Genomic DNA, 15122 nt, shown 5'->3' with positions numbered 1-15122 from the left:
ATGTCCTACGGCGCTCAAGCCCGGCTGCTGCTGCTGTGCCCCGGACAAGGCGGCCAGCATCCGGCGATGTTCGACCTGGCCCGCACCAGCCCCGCCGCCAGTGCGCTGCTGGACCGCCTGGCCACGACCGGCGCATTGGACGGCGTGGACATCTACGCCAACCGCAACGCACAACCGCTGATCGTCGCCGCCACGCTGTCCATGTGGGAAGCGATCCGTGAATTCACGCCGCCGCCGGCGCTGATCGCCGGCTACAGCATCGGCGAACTGGCGGCATACGGCGTCGCCGGCGCGCTGGCGCCGGAGGCGGCGGCAGGACTGGCCGCCGAGCGCGCGCGGCTGATGGACAACTGCGCGCTGGCCCTGCCCGGTCAGGCGTTAATGGCGATCTCGGGCCTGGCGCTGCCGCGCATTCAAGCCATCCTTGCCGAACACGCCTTTTACATGAGCATAGAAAACGGCGATGACGCCTGCGTCGCCGGCGGCCCCGCGTCCGCCGCTGAGAAACTGGAACAAGCGATAGCACAAGCGGGCGGACACACCACCCGCCTGCAAGTGGAAGTCGCCTCGCACACGCCCTACATGCAGGCGGCGGTGGCGCCGTTTGCCGAGGCCTTGCGGCAAAGCGGATTCGGCCACATGACGGCACCGGTATTGGCGGGCGTCAGCGCCACCGCCGTCAGCGGCAAGACGCAAGCCGTCGATCAGCTGTCGCGCCAGCTGGCCGAAACCATCCACTGGGCCGCCTGCATGGATGCCGCCGCCGAAGCCGGCATCACCTACGCGCTGGAACTGGGCCCCGATGCCGCGCTCACGCGCATGATGCAGAACCGCCACCCGCACATCAATACCCGCTCGGCGGCCGACTTCCGCACGCTGGACGGCATCCGCAAATGGCTGGAACGTGCGGCGGAGGATTGATCAACGATTGTTTTGCGTCGCCCAAGCGACGATGTTGGACGCATCCATTGCCCCCGGCTGGCGCGCCATCTCGCGGCCGCCCTTGAACAGGGCCAGCGTCGGGATGCTGCGGATCGCATAACGCGCCGCCAGGTCCTGCGCCTGCTCGGTATCCACCTTTACCACGCGGAATTGCGGCTCCAGCCGCTGCGTGGCTTGCGCATAAAACGGCGCCATGGTCCGGCACGGCCCGCACCACGGCGCCCAGAAGTCCACCAGCACAGGAACATCGCTGCGCTCGATATGCTTGAGGAAGCGCGCGCTGGACAACTCCACCGGCTGGCCGGTGAACAGCTCCTTCTGGCATTTTCCGCAGACCGGCTGCTGCGCCAGCTTGGCGGCGGGCACGCGGTTGACGGCGTCGCAATGGGGGCAAACTATGTGCAGCGACTCAGGCTGCGCGGCGGTGGCATTCGTCATCTTCATCTCCAGACAGCAACAAGCCGACCATGATAAAGCATGGGCAAAAAAAATGCCGCGCACGGCGATATTGCATCGCGTGCGCGGCTAGGGGTTAATTCTTATCTGAATCTACATCAGGTTTCCTTGCGGGCGCCGGTCTGTTTGCTGGATTGAGCAGCTTGAGCGGCAGTCTGGGCTTGGGAAGCTTGCCCACCTTGCATGCTGCCTTCGCGGCCTTCGGTGCCGTTGTGGCCGGCGCTTTGCAGCGTCGAGCTGCTGCTGCGCATTTCATTGCCGCGCGACTGGCGCATGCCATCGGTAAAAGGGTCGGTGAATTTCTGCACGGCGTCCTGATGGCTGCGCAGGGTTTTTTCCGTTTCCTCGGACGTGACACGCGCTACCTCGTCGGCCAGGGCCTTGGCGGTACGGCTGGTTTCCTGCACGCGCTCTTCGGCGACTTTGGACAGGTCAACCTGGGTGTCCGCGGCGATGCGCGACAGGTGCTGCTGGTAGGCGCGCAGCTTTTCGGCGGTAGGCTGGGCGTGGGCGGCGACGGCGGCGATTGCTTCCGTCGGACGGTGTGCGGTGATCACTTGCTGGCTGACGTTGGTGCCTTCTTCCAGCAGGGTTTGTGCCAGTTGGATGTTCAGGTCGCTATATTGTTGGACGGTACGGAACAGGGACTTGGAAATGTCGTTAAAGAACGACAACTGAGCTTCCATATGGTTTTTAGCGGCGGGGGTGACAGTTTGGGAAAATGGATACATGTGATTGCCTCGAAAAGAAGTAAAAAAGTGGCCTGGGGAATGTCGAACCGGTTTCGACGACGCGTTTTGCAGCGCGAATGCCAAGGCTACGTTAGACCGTTCCGTGACATATGATCTAGATCAAACGTACACTGACGCAGCCTGAGGAACTTCCCAAACCGGATTAATCCTAAGCTGCCCCTTCCCTAGTTCCTCGCGTAGCGCCACTTTTCATGCCACAGGGCTAGGACAAACACGAGAGTACCTGTCAGCAATTGCCCCACTACCGACAGCGCATTCGCGGCGCCGTTGAAGCCGACCACGTCCAATGCGGGCGCCTTGGCGGTCTGGACCGCCACGTATATGCCGAACAGGAACAACGCCAGGAAGGTCCTGCCGCCGCCGCTAAGCCGGCCCAGCAAGCTGGCGGCGCATGACATCGAGAATACGCCGGTCGCCAGCGCGGCGGCGCGCAGCGGTTCGGCGATCAGCCAGCGCAACAGCACCGGCGCCGTGAACACCAGCGCCAGCAGGCAAGCGGCCAGCAGTTGGGCCACGAACCGCCGCTGGGCGCCGCCGGGCGCCGCCGCGCTCATGCCGTCGACATCGTTGCGCAGGTCGCGCACGCTCAGCTCGCTGACCAGCACGCCCCATATGACGATGCCGGCGGTCAGCCAGCCGCCAAGCGCGGTGCCCTCCACCACGCAGCCGCCGGCCAGCAACACCGCCGCCGCCACGATGGCCGCGGGACTCGACACCAGCGCCAGCGCCACCACGGCCAAGGCCTCACCCCACACGCCCGGCAGGCGCGCGGCCAATCCGAACAAGGGGCGTACCGCCGCCGACAATGGCCGCAGCCAGCGATTGGCCAGCGCCAGCGGCGACCAGCGCGCGCCGCCGCCGGACGCGACGCGCACGCGGTCCGGCGAATAGCGATGGAACAGCGGCACCGCCAGCAGCAGGGGCAGCATGCCGATCAGCGCGCAACCGGCACGGCTCAGCAACAACTCCCTGCTCCATAAGGATTCCGGCAAGACCACCGGCGCCAGCGCCGGATTGAAGCTGGCGGCGCCGATCGAGAAATGCTGGCTGTGGACCACGCTTTGAAAAGCCTGCACCGCGCTGGAGACGCCGGAGAAGTCCACCAGCAGCGCCGGCGCCCAGCCCGCGTGGCCCGCTGTGGCGACGGCCGGCACGGAAAGCTGCGCGAGGAAGAAAATGAAATACAGCACGTCGCCGCCCTTGCCCATCAACGGCGGCCACGATTCGAACAGCGACGCCAGGCTGGCGGTCAGGAACACCACCGGCAGCAACAGCAAGGCAAAGGTCTGCAGATACACGCCCAGCTGGATCGGCCCGGTGCCGCGCAGCAGATGCAGCACCAGCATGGTCGCCAGGAAGACCAGCAGCAGCGCGCTCAGGTACACCACGCTGCCCAGCCAGCGCCCCAGCACGAACACCGTGTTGCCGACCGGCGTGGCGGCCAGCACGGCGGCGACGCCGCTGCGGATTTCCTCGCTCACGCGTCCGCGCACCAGGTAGAAGCCGGCCAATCCGAACAGCAACCCGGCCATCAGCGCGCCGCCCAGCGCCAGGCAGGTGCTGGTGTACAGCACGCGCGTCTCGTCGATGGCGACCAGCGTGTATCCCAGCGACGGATCGCCGACCATCGCCCAGCTCAAGCCGATCAGCGCCAGCACCGCCACCATGGTGCCGGGGCGGCGCATGCGCATGCGGACTTCGGCCAGCAGCAGCGCCTTCAGCACCGGCAGGGACGCCGCCCTCATGCCGCCAGTTCCCCGGATTCCTGCATCGCGTAGCGCCGCGTCATCAGCGCCTCCTCCAGCGTCGGCTCGACCAGCACCGCGCCGGCGCACGGCGACGACGGATGGGCGATGCGCAGGTTGACCGCGTCCGCGCTGCGCTGCGCCTGCAGCACCTGTACCCGCGCGCGCAAGGCGTCATAGTCCCGCTGCGCCACGGTGGCGGACCACACCTGGCTGCGCGCGTCCCGCACGAAACTGTCCGGCGTGTCGTAGGCGACCAGCCTGCCCTTGCGCATGATGGCCAGATGGGACGCCATGTTCTCCACGTCTGACACGATATGCGTCGACACGATCACCAGCTTGCGGAAGCCGATTTCCGCCAGCAGATGGCGGAAGCGCAGCCGCTCCTCCGGATCGAGGCCGGCGGTCGGCTCGTCGACGATCAGCACGTCAGGATCGTTGAGCAGCGCCTGCGCGATACCGAGCCGGCGCCGCATGCCGCCCGAGAATCCGGACGCCTGCCGGTTCGCGTGCTCGTGCAGGTTGACCGTCTCCAGCAAGTGCCGCAAGCGCGCCGGATCGCGCACGCCCTTCAGTGCCGCGAAGTACTGCAGGAATTCCAGCGCGGTCAAGTTCGGATAGACGCCGAAATCCTGCGGCAGGAAGCCGAGGCGCCCGCGTATCGCATCGGGCTTGCTCACGATGTCGGTGCCGTCGAACAGGATCTGGCCGCTGGTCGGCCGGGTCAGCGTGGCGATCATCTGCATCAGCGACGTCTTGCCGGCGCCGTTGTGGCCGATCAGACCGACCACGCCGGCGGGCAGCTGCAAACTGACGTCGTCGACCGCACGGACGTTGTTCGCGTAGGTTTTCACGACGTTGCGTAGTTCAAGCATGCACAAGGTACTCCTGAAAATGAAAGCGGGGCCGGCCCAGCGCAATGCTGGAGCCGGCCCCGCGGGTCGGTGCGATTATTCTACAGTCTTATTTAAATAGCACTGCCGCTTTTTGCACCGTCAGCGACACGCCGATCGCCAGCGGAATGCCGACGGCCAGCCAGCCGAAAGCCACCGCCGCCGGGCTGGTCACGCCGTTCGACGCCACCACCGCGCCGGTCGACGCGGCCGCGTCGCGCTCGTGAGCCAGCTTCTTCTCGGCGGCCAGTTCGGCCTCGGTCATGAAGTGCTTGTCGGCCACCGGACGCACCACCAGGTTGCACAGCAGGCCAAGCACCAGCAGGCTCGCCAGCACGTACATGGTGATGTCGTACGCCTGCGCCTTCGGCACGCCGTGGGCGATCTGGTATTCGCGGATGTAGGTCACCAGCAGGGGACCGAACACGCCGGCCATCGACCATGCGGTCAGCAGGCGGCCGTGGATCGCGCCCACCATCTGGGTGCCGAACAAATCGGCCAGGTAGGCCGGCACGGTGGCGAAGCCGCCGCCGTACATCGACAGGATGATGCAGAAGAAGCCGACGAACAGCGCCAGCTGCGCGCCGTGCGCCATCGATGGAATCAGGCCGTACAGCGTGATGCCCAGCACGAAGAAGACGCCGTAGGTCACCTTGCGGCCCAGGAAGTCCGAGCACGAAGCCCAGACGAAACGGCCGCCGATGTTAAACAGCGACAGCAAGCCGGTAAAGCCGGCGGCGATGGCGGCGATCTGGCCTTTCTGCGCCAGCGTCAGATCGTTGAACGCGACGCTCACGCCCAGCAACTGGCCGGCGAAGATCTCCTGCAGCAGCGGCGAAGCCATGCCGAGGATGCCGATGCCCGCCGTCACGTTCAGGCACAGCACCAGCCACACCAGCCAGAATTGCGGAATGCCCCACACCTTGCTGGCGTGGACGTGGCGGTTGGTGATCATGGTGTTGGCCGCGGCCTTGGCCGGCGGCGTCCAGCCGGCGGGCGTCCAGCCGCTTGGCGGCACGCGGTACGACAGCGCGCCGGCCATCATGAAGACGAAGTAGATCGCCGCCATCACCAGGAAGGTTTGCCACACGCCGACCGAGTCGGGCGTGGCGAAGAATTTCATCAGCTTGTCGGCCAGCGGCGCACCGATCATCGCGCCGCCGCCGAAGCCCATGATGGCCATGCCGGTCGCCATGCCGCGCCGGTCCGGGAACCATTTGATCAGCGTCGATACCGGCGAGATGTAGCCGAGACCCAGGCCGATGCCGCCGATCACGCCGGAGCCCAGCCACATCAGCCAGATCTGGTGCTGGTACACGCCCAGCGCCGAAATCACCAGGCCGCCGCACCAGCACAGCGCGGACACCACGCCCGCCTTGCGCGGACCGGCATGTTCCAGCCAGCCGCCGAACAGCCAGGCGGCCAGGCCGAGGAAGACGAAGAACATCGTGTACATCCAGCCCAGCATCGATATCTGCCAGTCGCAGGTGGACGACATGATCTTGGCCATCACGTCCATGTCGGCCGGACAGGCCAGCGATTCCTTGATGCCGATCGCGCGCGACAGCGGCAGCCAGAACACGGAAAAGCCGTAGGCCATGCCGATGCACAAGTGGATGGCCAGCGCGGCCGGCGGCACCAGCCAGCGATTAAAGCCGGTCCCCGCGACCGTACGATCCTTTTCCAAAAAATCAAAAATTGCCATGCAAAATCTCCTGTGTTTTCATGTAACGAAAGTACATGTTTCCCTAAAACAACTACGGTCGGAGGTTAGCATATAGCCAGCAATTTGTCTCATTGCCTATGTTTCAAATCGTCCGCCGAGAGCCACAATTCCTTGCGTTCCAGCGGCGTTTGCGGCGTCAGCAGCGGATTGGGCAATTCGATGACCAGGCGCTGATCGAGCCTGGCGCGCTGGATCAGCGGGCCGTAATGCGTATAGAACAGCTGCGAGAAAGAACCGTCGGCCAGCGCCGCCTCCAGGCCCTGGCGCACGTTCTCGGCCAGCTCCGGATTGTTACGGTTGACGAAGAAGTAGTCGGCGGTCGGATAGTGCAAGACGATGTACGGGTCGATCGCCAGTCCGGGATGGCGCTCGGCCTCGGCCCAGATCTCGTTGACCGAGCGCGGCACCCAATCCATGCGACCCGCTTTCAGCATGCCGAACAGACCGTTGTAGACCGCCACCGGGTACACGGTCAGCCCGCTGTGCCGCAGTATTTGCAGGTCCGGCCAGTCGTGCCCCTGCGCAGCGGAAAAGCGCTTCAGGTCTTCCAGGCTGCGCACCTCGCGCAACATATCTTTATGGTCTGCCCGCAGCAGGCCGATGCGCCAGCCGATCAGGCCGCGCGACATCGGTATCCGCACCGGCAGCAGCTTGCTTTCGCGCTCGGCGGACGTCATGGTGCCGATGATGTCGACGCGGCCGGCGCCCGACTGTATTTCTGCGATCGCCCGGTTCTGCTGCATGCGCGTGGGCGACAGCTCGACCCGGTACTTGTCGCCCGCCTTGGCCAGCGCCAGCTGCAGCAGCGCCACGCCGTATTCGCTGCGCTTGTCGTCGTCGGCCTCGGCGCGCGGATACAGCACCGTGATCGGTTCGGCGGCCGCCGCCAGGCAGGCGCAGGCCAGACAGGCAAACAGCAGTCGGCGCAGCAGAGGCATCGCTTTCATCCTGATACTATCTTTAACAATACTCACCCAAGCCGGGCGCGCCGTCAAGCGTGCTACATTTTTAAGCAAATACGTGCATTCGGCCGCGCATCGGTGTACACTTCGATAAATTGCCGAAGGGAAATAACATGGCCATCGCCGCACTAAGTTCAGGAGTTACCGGTCTCAATGCCGCCGAGCGCGCATTGGGCAACAGCGCGCACGCGATCGCCAACATCGGCACCCAGGGCTTCCAGCCGTCGCGGGCCAATTTCCAGGAAAACGCCCCGGCCGGCACCGGCGTCTCGATCTCGTTCCAGGCGCAGCAACTGCTGGCGGTGGACGCCCCCAGCGCCACCAACCTCGCCACCGAAACCACCAATTCGCTGATCTACAAGACCCAATTCGACCTGTCGGCCAAGGTAATCCAGGCCGCCGACCAGAATCTGGGCACCCTGATCGATACCAAAGCTTGACAGGGTGTGATCGAATCGGCACATTGAAGTCTTCCGGAGAGGGAGACCATGATAAGAGACCAGGAAACGCTGAACATCCTGTTGGACAGCATCCGCCGCTTCGTGCGCGAACAACTGGTGCCGCACGAGCAGCACGTCGCCGACACCGATGAAATCCCTCCCGCGCTGGTGGCGCAGATGCGTGAACTGGGCCTGTTCGGCCTCTCCATCCCCGAAGAATATGGCGGCCTTGGGCTGACCATGGAAGAAGAAGTGCTGGCGGCGTTCGAGATCGCCCGCACCTCGCCCGCCTTCCGCTCGCTGTTCGGCACCAACAACGGCATCGGCTCGCAAGGCATCTTGATCGACGGCACCGAAGAACAGAAGAACGCCTGGCTGCCGCGCATGGCGTCGGGCGAAGTCATCGGCTCGTTCGCGCTGACCGAACCGGGCTACGGCTCCGACGCCGGCTCGCTGACCACCTCCGCCGTGCGCGACGGCGACCATTACGTCATCAACGGCACCAAACGCTATATCACCAACGCGCCGGAGGCCGGCGTGTTCACCGTGATGGCGCGCACCGAGGCCGACCGCAAAGGCGCCAGCGGCGTATCCGCCTTCATCGTCGAACGCGACACGCCCGGCCTCTCGCTCGGCAAGACCGACAAGAAAATGGGCCAGCGCGGCGCCCACACCAGCGACGTGATCTTTGAAAACTGCCGCGTGCCGGCCAGCAGCATCATCGGCGGCACGCCGGGCATGGGTTTCAAGACCGCGATGAAGGTGCTCGACAAGGGCCGCCTGCATATCTCGGCGGTCTGCATCGGCGTGGCCGAGCGCATGCTGGAGGACGCGTTGCGCTACGCGATGGAGCGCCAGCAGTTCGGCCAGCCGATCGCCGAGTTCCAGCTGGTGCAGGCCATGCTGGCCGACAGCAAGACCGAAATCTACGCCGCCCGCAGCATGGTGCTGGACGCCGCCCGCCGCCGCGACAACAACGAGGACATCACCACCGAGGCCTCGTGCTGCAAGCTGTTCGCCTCCGAAATGTGCGGCCGGGTGGCCGACCGCTCGGTGCAGATCCATGGCGGCGCCGGCTACGTGTCCGACTACGCGGCCGAGCGCTTCTACCGCGACGTGCGGCTGTTCCGCATCTACGAAGGCACGTCGCAGATCCAGCAGCTGGTCATCGCCCGCCACATGATCAAGGCGGCGGAAAGCCGATGAACACCGACCAGCTACTGGCGGCGCTGCCGGCACGCATCAGCGCCATACCGCGCCGCTGGGCCGAGCGCGCGCCGCACACCAACGCGCTGCATGACGGCCGCCGCCACTGGACCTATGCGGAGCTGGCGGCAGCGGTCGACGAGACCGCCGTGCTGCTGCGCGCGCTGAAGCTGCGGCCCGGCGACCGCCTGATGGTGGTTGGCGAGAACTGCGTCGCGCAAGTGGTGCTCACGCTGGCCGCAGCGGCGGTCGATGCGTGGATCGTCCACGTCAACGGACGCCTGTCGGCGCGCGAAGTCGACGCGATCATGCAGCATTGCGGTGCGCGGCGCGTGATCTATACCTCGTCCGTTTCCGCCGAGGCGGCCGCACATGGCCTGAGCCACGGCGCTTCGGCCGCCGACTCGCCATACGGCGAATGGATGGTCGGCCGGCTGAACATGAATTGCGCTGCGGAGCCGGCGCACGAGGCGTCGGCGGAACAGGTGGCCGCGCTGATCTACACCACCGGCACCACCGGCCAGCCCAAGGGCGTGATGCTCACGCACCGCAACCTGCTGTTCATCGCCGCCGTCTCCAGCACGCTGCGTGGCCTGACGCCATCGGACCGTGCCTACGGCGTGCTGCCCATCAGCCACGTCTACGGCCTGGCCTCGGTCATGCTGGGCACCTTGTACGCCGGTGCCTGCCTGTACCTGTGTCCGCGCTTCACGCCGGACGCAGTCCTGAAGGCGATCCGCGACGACCACCTGACCATCCTGCAGGGTGTGCCCGCCATGTACGCGCGCCTGCTGGAAACGCTGGGCGGCTCCGGGCAGCGCCTGGCGTCGCAACTGCGTTTTATGTACGCGGGAGGCTCGCCGCTGTCGCCGACGCTGAAGACACAGGCCGAGCAGCTGTTCGGGCTGCCGCTGCACAACGGCTATGGCATGACTGAAACCTCGCCCACGATCAGCCAGACCCGCCTCGACCAGCCGCGCAGCGACACGTCGGTGGGCCAGGCGATACCAGGCGTCGAAGTGCGCCTGGTCGATGCCGGCGGCGTCGACGTGCCTCACGGTGCGGACGGAGAACTGTGGGTGCGCGGCCCCAACATCATGCTGGGCTACTACCGCGAGCCGGAACTGACGGCGACGGCGATGCGGCCCGGCGGCTGGCTCAACACCGGCGACGTCGCCCGCCAGGACGCCGACGGCGCCCTGTTCATCGTCGGCCGCACCAAGGAACTGATTATCCGTTCGGGCTTCAACGTCTATCCGCTGGAGGTGGAGACGGTATTGAACGCCCATCCGGCGGTGACGCAATCGGCGGTGGTCGGCCGCAACGCCGCCGACGGCAACGAGGAAGTGGTAGCCTTCGTCGAAATCGATCCGCGCCACCGCGTCACCTCCGAAGAATTGCAGCAGTACCTGGCGACGCAACTGTCGCCCTATAAATGTCCGACCGAGATCATCGAAATGCAAACCCTGCCCGCAGCGGCAACCGGAAAAATATTGAAAGGACAGTTGCGACAACTGGCACAAAAATAACCACTAACGGGAGACAAGCGTGAAAAAAATAATGATGGCCACACTGATGGCCGCAGCACTGGCAAATTTGCATGCAGAGGAATTCGTGGTCGGCGCGGAACTGCCGCTGACCGGCACGCTGGCCCGCGTCGGCGCCGGCATGCAGGAAGGCGTGATGGTCGCCGCCGAGGTATTCAACAAGACCAACGGCAAGCACAAAATCAAAATCATCACCGTCGACGACGAATCGGCGCCGGCCAAGGCCGTGGCGGCGGTGGAAAAGCTGGCCAACCAGGGCGCGGTCGCGATCACCGGCGGCTACGGCTCCAACAATATCTCCCCGGCCTCCGACGCCGCCAACAAGCTGGGCCTGGTCTACATGACTTCCGGCGGCGTCGACGACAGCCTGGTCAACAGCGGCCGCAAGAACTTCTTCCGCATCAATAACACCGCCGGCTACGAGCGCGCCGTGCAAGGGCTGCTGGCGGACATGGGCGCCAAATCGGTGTCGATCATTTTCTCCACCAAGGAAGCCACGTCCGACCTCGCCAACTCGGTGCAGAAGGTGCTGACGTCCAAGGGCGTCAAGGCCACCACGCATTCCTTCGACCCCGCCATCACCGACTTCAAGCCGATCATCAACAAGATCAAGCTGCAGGACAAATCGGAAGTGATACTGATGGTGGGCTACGAGAACGATTACGTCGGCATCCTTCGCGCGGCGCGGGTGCTGAAGCCGCCGGTCAAGGCGATGATCGGCGTGTGGTCGCTGGCGACGCCGAAGATGGCAACCGAATTCCCCGACCTGATGCCGAACGTGTACGGCACCGCGCTGCTACCCTTCCCCGCCACCTTCGAAACGGCCGACGGCAAGACCTTCGCCGACACCTACAAAACCTTGTACAAGAAAGAGCCTGACTACCTCGGCCAGTTCGGCTACGTGCAGTCGATGCTGCTGTTCGAAGCCATCGCCCGCGCGGCCGACAAGGGCACGGTGAAGAAAGGCGGCGTGGCCGAAGAGCTGCGCAAGACCGACCGCGACACGCTGATCGGCCGCGTGCAGTTTGCCGCCAACGGCGACAATCTCAACTTCGTGCACCGCATGGGCCAGCACCAGGGCAAGAACATCGCCATCGTCTGGCCCAAGGAATCGGCGACCGCCAAGATGGTGTATCCCGGCCTGCCCTGGTAGGCGCATATGACTGAACTGATACTGCAGGCGCTGTATTCCGGCCTGCTGCAAGGCGGTTCCTACGCGCTGATCGCGCTGGGCCTGGCGCTGGTGTTCGGCACCATGCGGGTCATCAACCTCGCGCACGGTGAGCTGGTGCTGCTGGCCGCGTACATCGCTTACACGGTGGAGTCCAAGCTGGGGTTGAATCCCGCGTGGGCGATACCGGTCGCGCTGGTCGTGGTCAGCGCGACGTCGGCCGGGGTGTACGGCATCGTCAGCCGGATCAGGAAGGACCGCGAGATCAATTCACTGATACTCACCTTCGGCATCGGCGTCATCCTGACCAATCTGATCCTGCTGATCTGGAAGGCCGACGTGCGCTCGACCAGTTCCAGCTGGCTGCAGGAAGCGTTCGTGGTCGGGCCGCTGTACAGCATGCGCAGCGAGCTGATTTTCTTTGTCGTCAGCCTGCTGCTGATGGGCGGCTTGTGGTGGTGGCTGTCGCGCAGCTGGTATGGACGGGCGCTGCGCGCCGTCTCCAGCAACCGCGACGCCGCCAAATTGATGGGCATCGCACCGGGGCGCACCGAACTGGTGTCGTTCATCGTCGCCGGTATGCTGGCCGGATTCGCCGGCGTGGCGCTGTACAGCTACGGCGTGATCCAGCCGGCCTATGGCGGCGCATTGACGGTCAAAGCCTTCATCATCACGGTGCTGGCGGGCGTCGGTTCGATACCGGGCGTGCTGCTGGGCGCCGTACTGCTGGGCGTGGCCGAAGCGCTGACCGTCACGCTGGCCAGTTCGGCGCTGCAGGAACTGGCCGGCATGACGCTGTTCCTGCTGGTGCTGTTCGTCATGCCGAACGGCCTGCTAGGCGCAACCCGGAGGCGCGGATGACCCCGACCACCCCGTCGTCCTCGCGCAAGCGGGGCCCCATAGAACGCTGGCTAACGCCACTAGCGGGCGCAATGACCTGCATCGCCATCCCCCTGCTCTTCGGCACCGACAACTACGTCATGAGCCTCATCGTAGCGGCCTTGGTAATCGGCTGCGTCGCCATGTCCTGGGCCTTGCTGGGCAACCTGGGCGGCATGGTCAGCTTCGGCCACAGCGCCTTCTTCGGCATAGGCGCCTACACCTCGGCCATCCTCACCATCAAGTTGGGCGTACCGGTACTCGCCGGCATGGCGCTGGGCGGCCTTGGAGCGCTGCTGGCCGCCATCGTCATGCTGCCGGTGCTCCGCCTGCGCGGCCCCTACTTCGCACTGGCCATCCTCGCCTACGCCCACATCTTCCGCATCCTCGCCACCGAATGGACTACGCTCACCGGCGGCTCGGGCGGCATCGCCAACATCCCCGTGCTGCCGACGCTCGTCGGCTATGACCTGAGCAGCAAAGCCGGTGCCTACGCCGTGATCCTGTTGATCGTGCTGATATTCGCCGCGATCTATCGCGCCATCCGCGCCAGCCACTACGGCCTGGCCCTGCGCGCCATGCACGACAGCGAAGACGCCACCCGCGTGGTCGGCGTCAACAGCACGCTGCTGAAAGGCCTGATGCTGCTGGTCTCCGCCTTCATGGCCGGCGTGGCGGGCGCTTTCAACGCCCACTACATCAACTTCCTCGAACCGGACTACGCCTTCAACGGCTCGTGGGTAACCATTCCCATCGTCGCCGCCATCTTCGGCGGCTACCGCACCATCACCGGGCCGGTGATCGGCGCGCTGGTGGTGTACCTGCTCGATCAACTGGTATTCAAATCGCTGATCCCGACCGGGCATCAACTGGTATTGGGCGGCCTGCTGGTGGCGATGATCGTTTTCAGCCCCAGCGGACTGCTCTCCCTACTGCGAAGGAAAGATCATGCTGGAGCTGAATAACCTCTCGGTCCGCTTCGGCGGGCTGACGGCGGTCAACGCCGTCACGCTGGCCATCGGCACCCACGACGTGGTCGGCCTGGTCGGCCCCAACGGCGCCGGCAAGACCACGCTGTTCAACGCCATCTCCGGCCTGGTGCGGCCGACCGGCGGCAGCATCCACTTCGACCGCCGCGACGTCATGCGCACGCCCATGTACCGCCGCGCGCGGCTCGGCATCGGCCGCACCTTCCAGATTCCGCAGCCGATGCACGAATTGACGGTGCGCGAAAACCTTGTGGTCGCGCAGCGCTTCGGGACCGGCAAGGTCGACGACGACAAGATCGCTGAGATCCTCGAATTCACCAGCCTCACCGACAAAGCCCATCGCGACGCCGCCACCGAACTGGCGCTGACCGAGTTGAAGGCGCTGGAAGTGGCCAAGGCGCTGGCCACCACGCCCAAGCTGCTGTTGCTGGACGAAGTGCTGGCCGGCCTGGAGACCAACGGCAAGCGGCGCTTCATGGGCATGCTGAAGGAGATGCATGAGCGTTTCGGCGTGGGCATCGTCATCATCGAGCACGACATCGAGACCATCAACACGCTGTGCCAGCGCGTGGTGGTGCTCAACTTCGGCCAGCTGATCGCGGACGGCACGCCGGAGGCTGTGTTCAACGATCCGGAAGTCATCCGCAGCTACACGGGAGCGGCGCATGCTTGAAGTGGACCAGATACGCGCAGGCTACGGCGCCATCAACGTGTTGTGGGATGTGTCGCTGAAGGCGGAAGCGGGCAAGCTCACGACCATCATCGGACCGAACGGCGCCGGCAAGACCACACTGCTGCGCGCGATCATGGGACTGGTGCCGGTGACCGCCGGCGAGATCCGCCTGAACGGCCAACGCCTGAACGGCACGCCGACGTGGGAGATGGCGGACCACGGCATCGCCATGATCCCCGAAGGCCGCATGGTCTTCCGAGACATGGGCGTGGAAGAAAATCTGATCATGGGCGCCTTCCACAAGTCGCACCGCCCGCATGTGAAGCGGCGGCTGGAAGAAGCCTACGACATGTTCCCCCGCCTGCGCGAGCGCCGCACGCAGCTGGCTGGATCGCTGTCCGGCGGCGAAGCGCAAATGCTGGCGATGGCGCGCGGGCTGATGTCCGATCCGCGCCTGCTGATTATCGATGAGCCATCACTCGGCTTGGCGCCATTGATGGCTAATGAGCTGTTCGAAATTCTGAGGCGTCTCAAGCAAGGCAATCGCTCCATCATCCTGGTTGAACAAAATACCGAACGCGCAATAAATGTAGCTGAACATGTACTTATGATACTAAGCGGGAAAATTTGCATTTCCCAGAATGCCGCAGATACGAATATCCAACACATCCATAAACTCTTTTTTCACGGTAACTAGCCCCCAAATTTTCTTAAAAAATTGTCTCTCCAATCTAGAAATCA

Annotated in this window: 15 protein-coding genes; 9 read left to right on the top strand and 6 right to left on the bottom strand. The window is 64.8% G+C overall.

The features are described from left to right. The gene (locus ABWW33_RS21790; RefSeq protein ID WP_353403735.1) at positions 1-921 is read left to right on the top strand and encodes an ACP S-malonyltransferase; all 921 of its coding nucleotides are present in this window, start codon (positions 1-3) and stop codon (positions 919-921) included. On the opposite strand, the gene trxC is transcribed toward ABWW33_RS21790, so the two are convergent. From trxC to ABWW33_RS21760, 6 genes are all read right to left on the bottom strand, one after another. After that, positions 922-1380 carry a thioredoxin TrxC gene (trxC, locus tag ABWW33_RS21785; RefSeq protein ID WP_353403734.1) on the bottom strand — a complete coding sequence of 153 codons (459 nt, stop codon included), beginning with the start codon at positions 1378-1380 and terminating at the stop codon, positions 922-924. A gap of 116 nt (positions 1381-1496) precedes the next feature. Then, a complete protein-coding gene (locus ABWW33_RS21780; RefSeq protein ID WP_353403733.1) occupies positions 1497-2084 on the bottom strand; it encodes a phasin family protein in 588 nt (195 codons plus the stop codon). A 230-nt stretch (positions 2085-2314) separates the two neighbouring features. Next, on the bottom strand, positions 2315-3895 hold the full coding sequence (locus ABWW33_RS21775; RefSeq protein WP_353403732.1) for an ABC transporter permease: 1581 nt from the start codon (positions 3893-3895) through the stop codon (positions 2315-2317). Then, positions 3892-4770, bottom strand: a complete 879-nt coding sequence (locus ABWW33_RS21770; protein WP_353403731.1) for an ABC transporter ATP-binding protein — start codon at positions 4768-4770, stop codon at positions 3892-3894. Before ABWW33_RS21770 ends, ABWW33_RS21775 begins: the two co-directional genes overlap by 4 nt. Positions 4771-4858: 88 nt before the next feature. Beyond that, entirely contained in the window at positions 4859-6493 is a 1635-nt protein-coding gene (locus ABWW33_RS21765; RefSeq protein ID WP_176651408.1) for an OFA family MFS transporter, read from the bottom strand. Positions 6494-6582: 89 nt separating this feature from the next. Beyond that, positions 6583-7461 (bottom strand): transporter substrate-binding domain-containing protein, encoded by an 879-nt coding sequence (locus tag ABWW33_RS21760; protein ID WP_353403729.1) that lies wholly within the window; start codon positions 7459-7461, stop codon positions 6583-6585. Positions 7462-7589: 128 nt separating this feature from the next. On the opposite strand from ABWW33_RS21760, the gene ABWW33_RS21755 reads away from it, so the two are divergent. The 8 genes from ABWW33_RS21755 to ABWW33_RS21720 all read left to right on the top strand — a co-directional run bounded on the left by ABWW33_RS21755 (position 7590) and on the right by ABWW33_RS21720 (position 15078). Next, positions 7590-7916 carry a flagellar basal body rod C-terminal domain-containing protein gene (locus ABWW33_RS21755; RefSeq protein ID WP_353403728.1) on the top strand — a complete coding sequence of 109 codons (327 nt, stop codon included), beginning with the start codon at positions 7590-7592 and terminating at the stop codon, positions 7914-7916. 48 nt (positions 7917-7964) lie between these two features. Continuing rightward, positions 7965-9122, top strand: a complete 1158-nt coding sequence (locus ABWW33_RS21750) for an acyl-CoA dehydrogenase family protein (protein ID WP_353403727.1) — start codon at positions 7965-7967, stop codon at positions 9120-9122. Beyond that, a complete protein-coding gene (locus ABWW33_RS21745; RefSeq protein ID WP_353403726.1) occupies positions 9119-10651 on the top strand; it encodes a class I adenylate-forming enzyme family protein in 1533 nt (510 codons plus the stop codon). Before ABWW33_RS21750 ends, ABWW33_RS21745 begins: the two co-directional genes overlap by 4 nt. A 31-nt stretch (positions 10652-10682) precedes the next feature. Then, a complete protein-coding gene (locus ABWW33_RS21740) occupies positions 10683-11822 on the top strand; it encodes an ABC transporter substrate-binding protein (protein ID WP_444551010.1) in 1140 nt (379 codons plus the stop codon). Positions 11823-11828: 6 nt separating this feature from the next. Next, a complete protein-coding gene (locus ABWW33_RS21735) occupies positions 11829-12701 on the top strand; it encodes a branched-chain amino acid ABC transporter permease (RefSeq protein ID WP_353403724.1) in 873 nt (290 codons plus the stop codon). 71 nt (positions 12702-12772) lie between these two features. Next, the gene (locus ABWW33_RS21730; protein ID WP_353403823.1) at positions 12773-13684 is read left to right on the top strand and encodes a branched-chain amino acid ABC transporter permease; all 912 of its coding nucleotides are present in this window, start codon (positions 12773-12775) and stop codon (positions 13682-13684) included. Then, a complete protein-coding gene (locus ABWW33_RS21725; protein ID WP_353403723.1) occupies positions 13668-14381 on the top strand; it encodes an ABC transporter ATP-binding protein in 714 nt (237 codons plus the stop codon). Before ABWW33_RS21730 ends, ABWW33_RS21725 begins: the two co-directional genes overlap by 17 nt. Beyond that, positions 14374-15078 carry an ABC transporter ATP-binding protein gene (locus tag ABWW33_RS21720; protein ID WP_353403722.1) on the top strand — a complete coding sequence of 235 codons (705 nt, stop codon included), beginning with the start codon at positions 14374-14376 and terminating at the stop codon, positions 15076-15078. Before ABWW33_RS21725 ends, ABWW33_RS21720 begins: the two co-directional genes overlap by 8 nt. The last annotated feature ends 44 nt before the right edge of the window (positions 15079-15122 follow it).

The sequence above is a fragment of the Duganella hordei genome (assembly GCF_040369125.1).
GTDB classification, from domain to species: domain Bacteria; phylum Pseudomonadota; class Gammaproteobacteria; order Burkholderiales; family Burkholderiaceae_D; genus Rugamonas; species Rugamonas hordei.
Note: the sequence above shows the minus strand (reverse complement) of the source record. Positions and strands in the feature narration are given on the sequence as shown.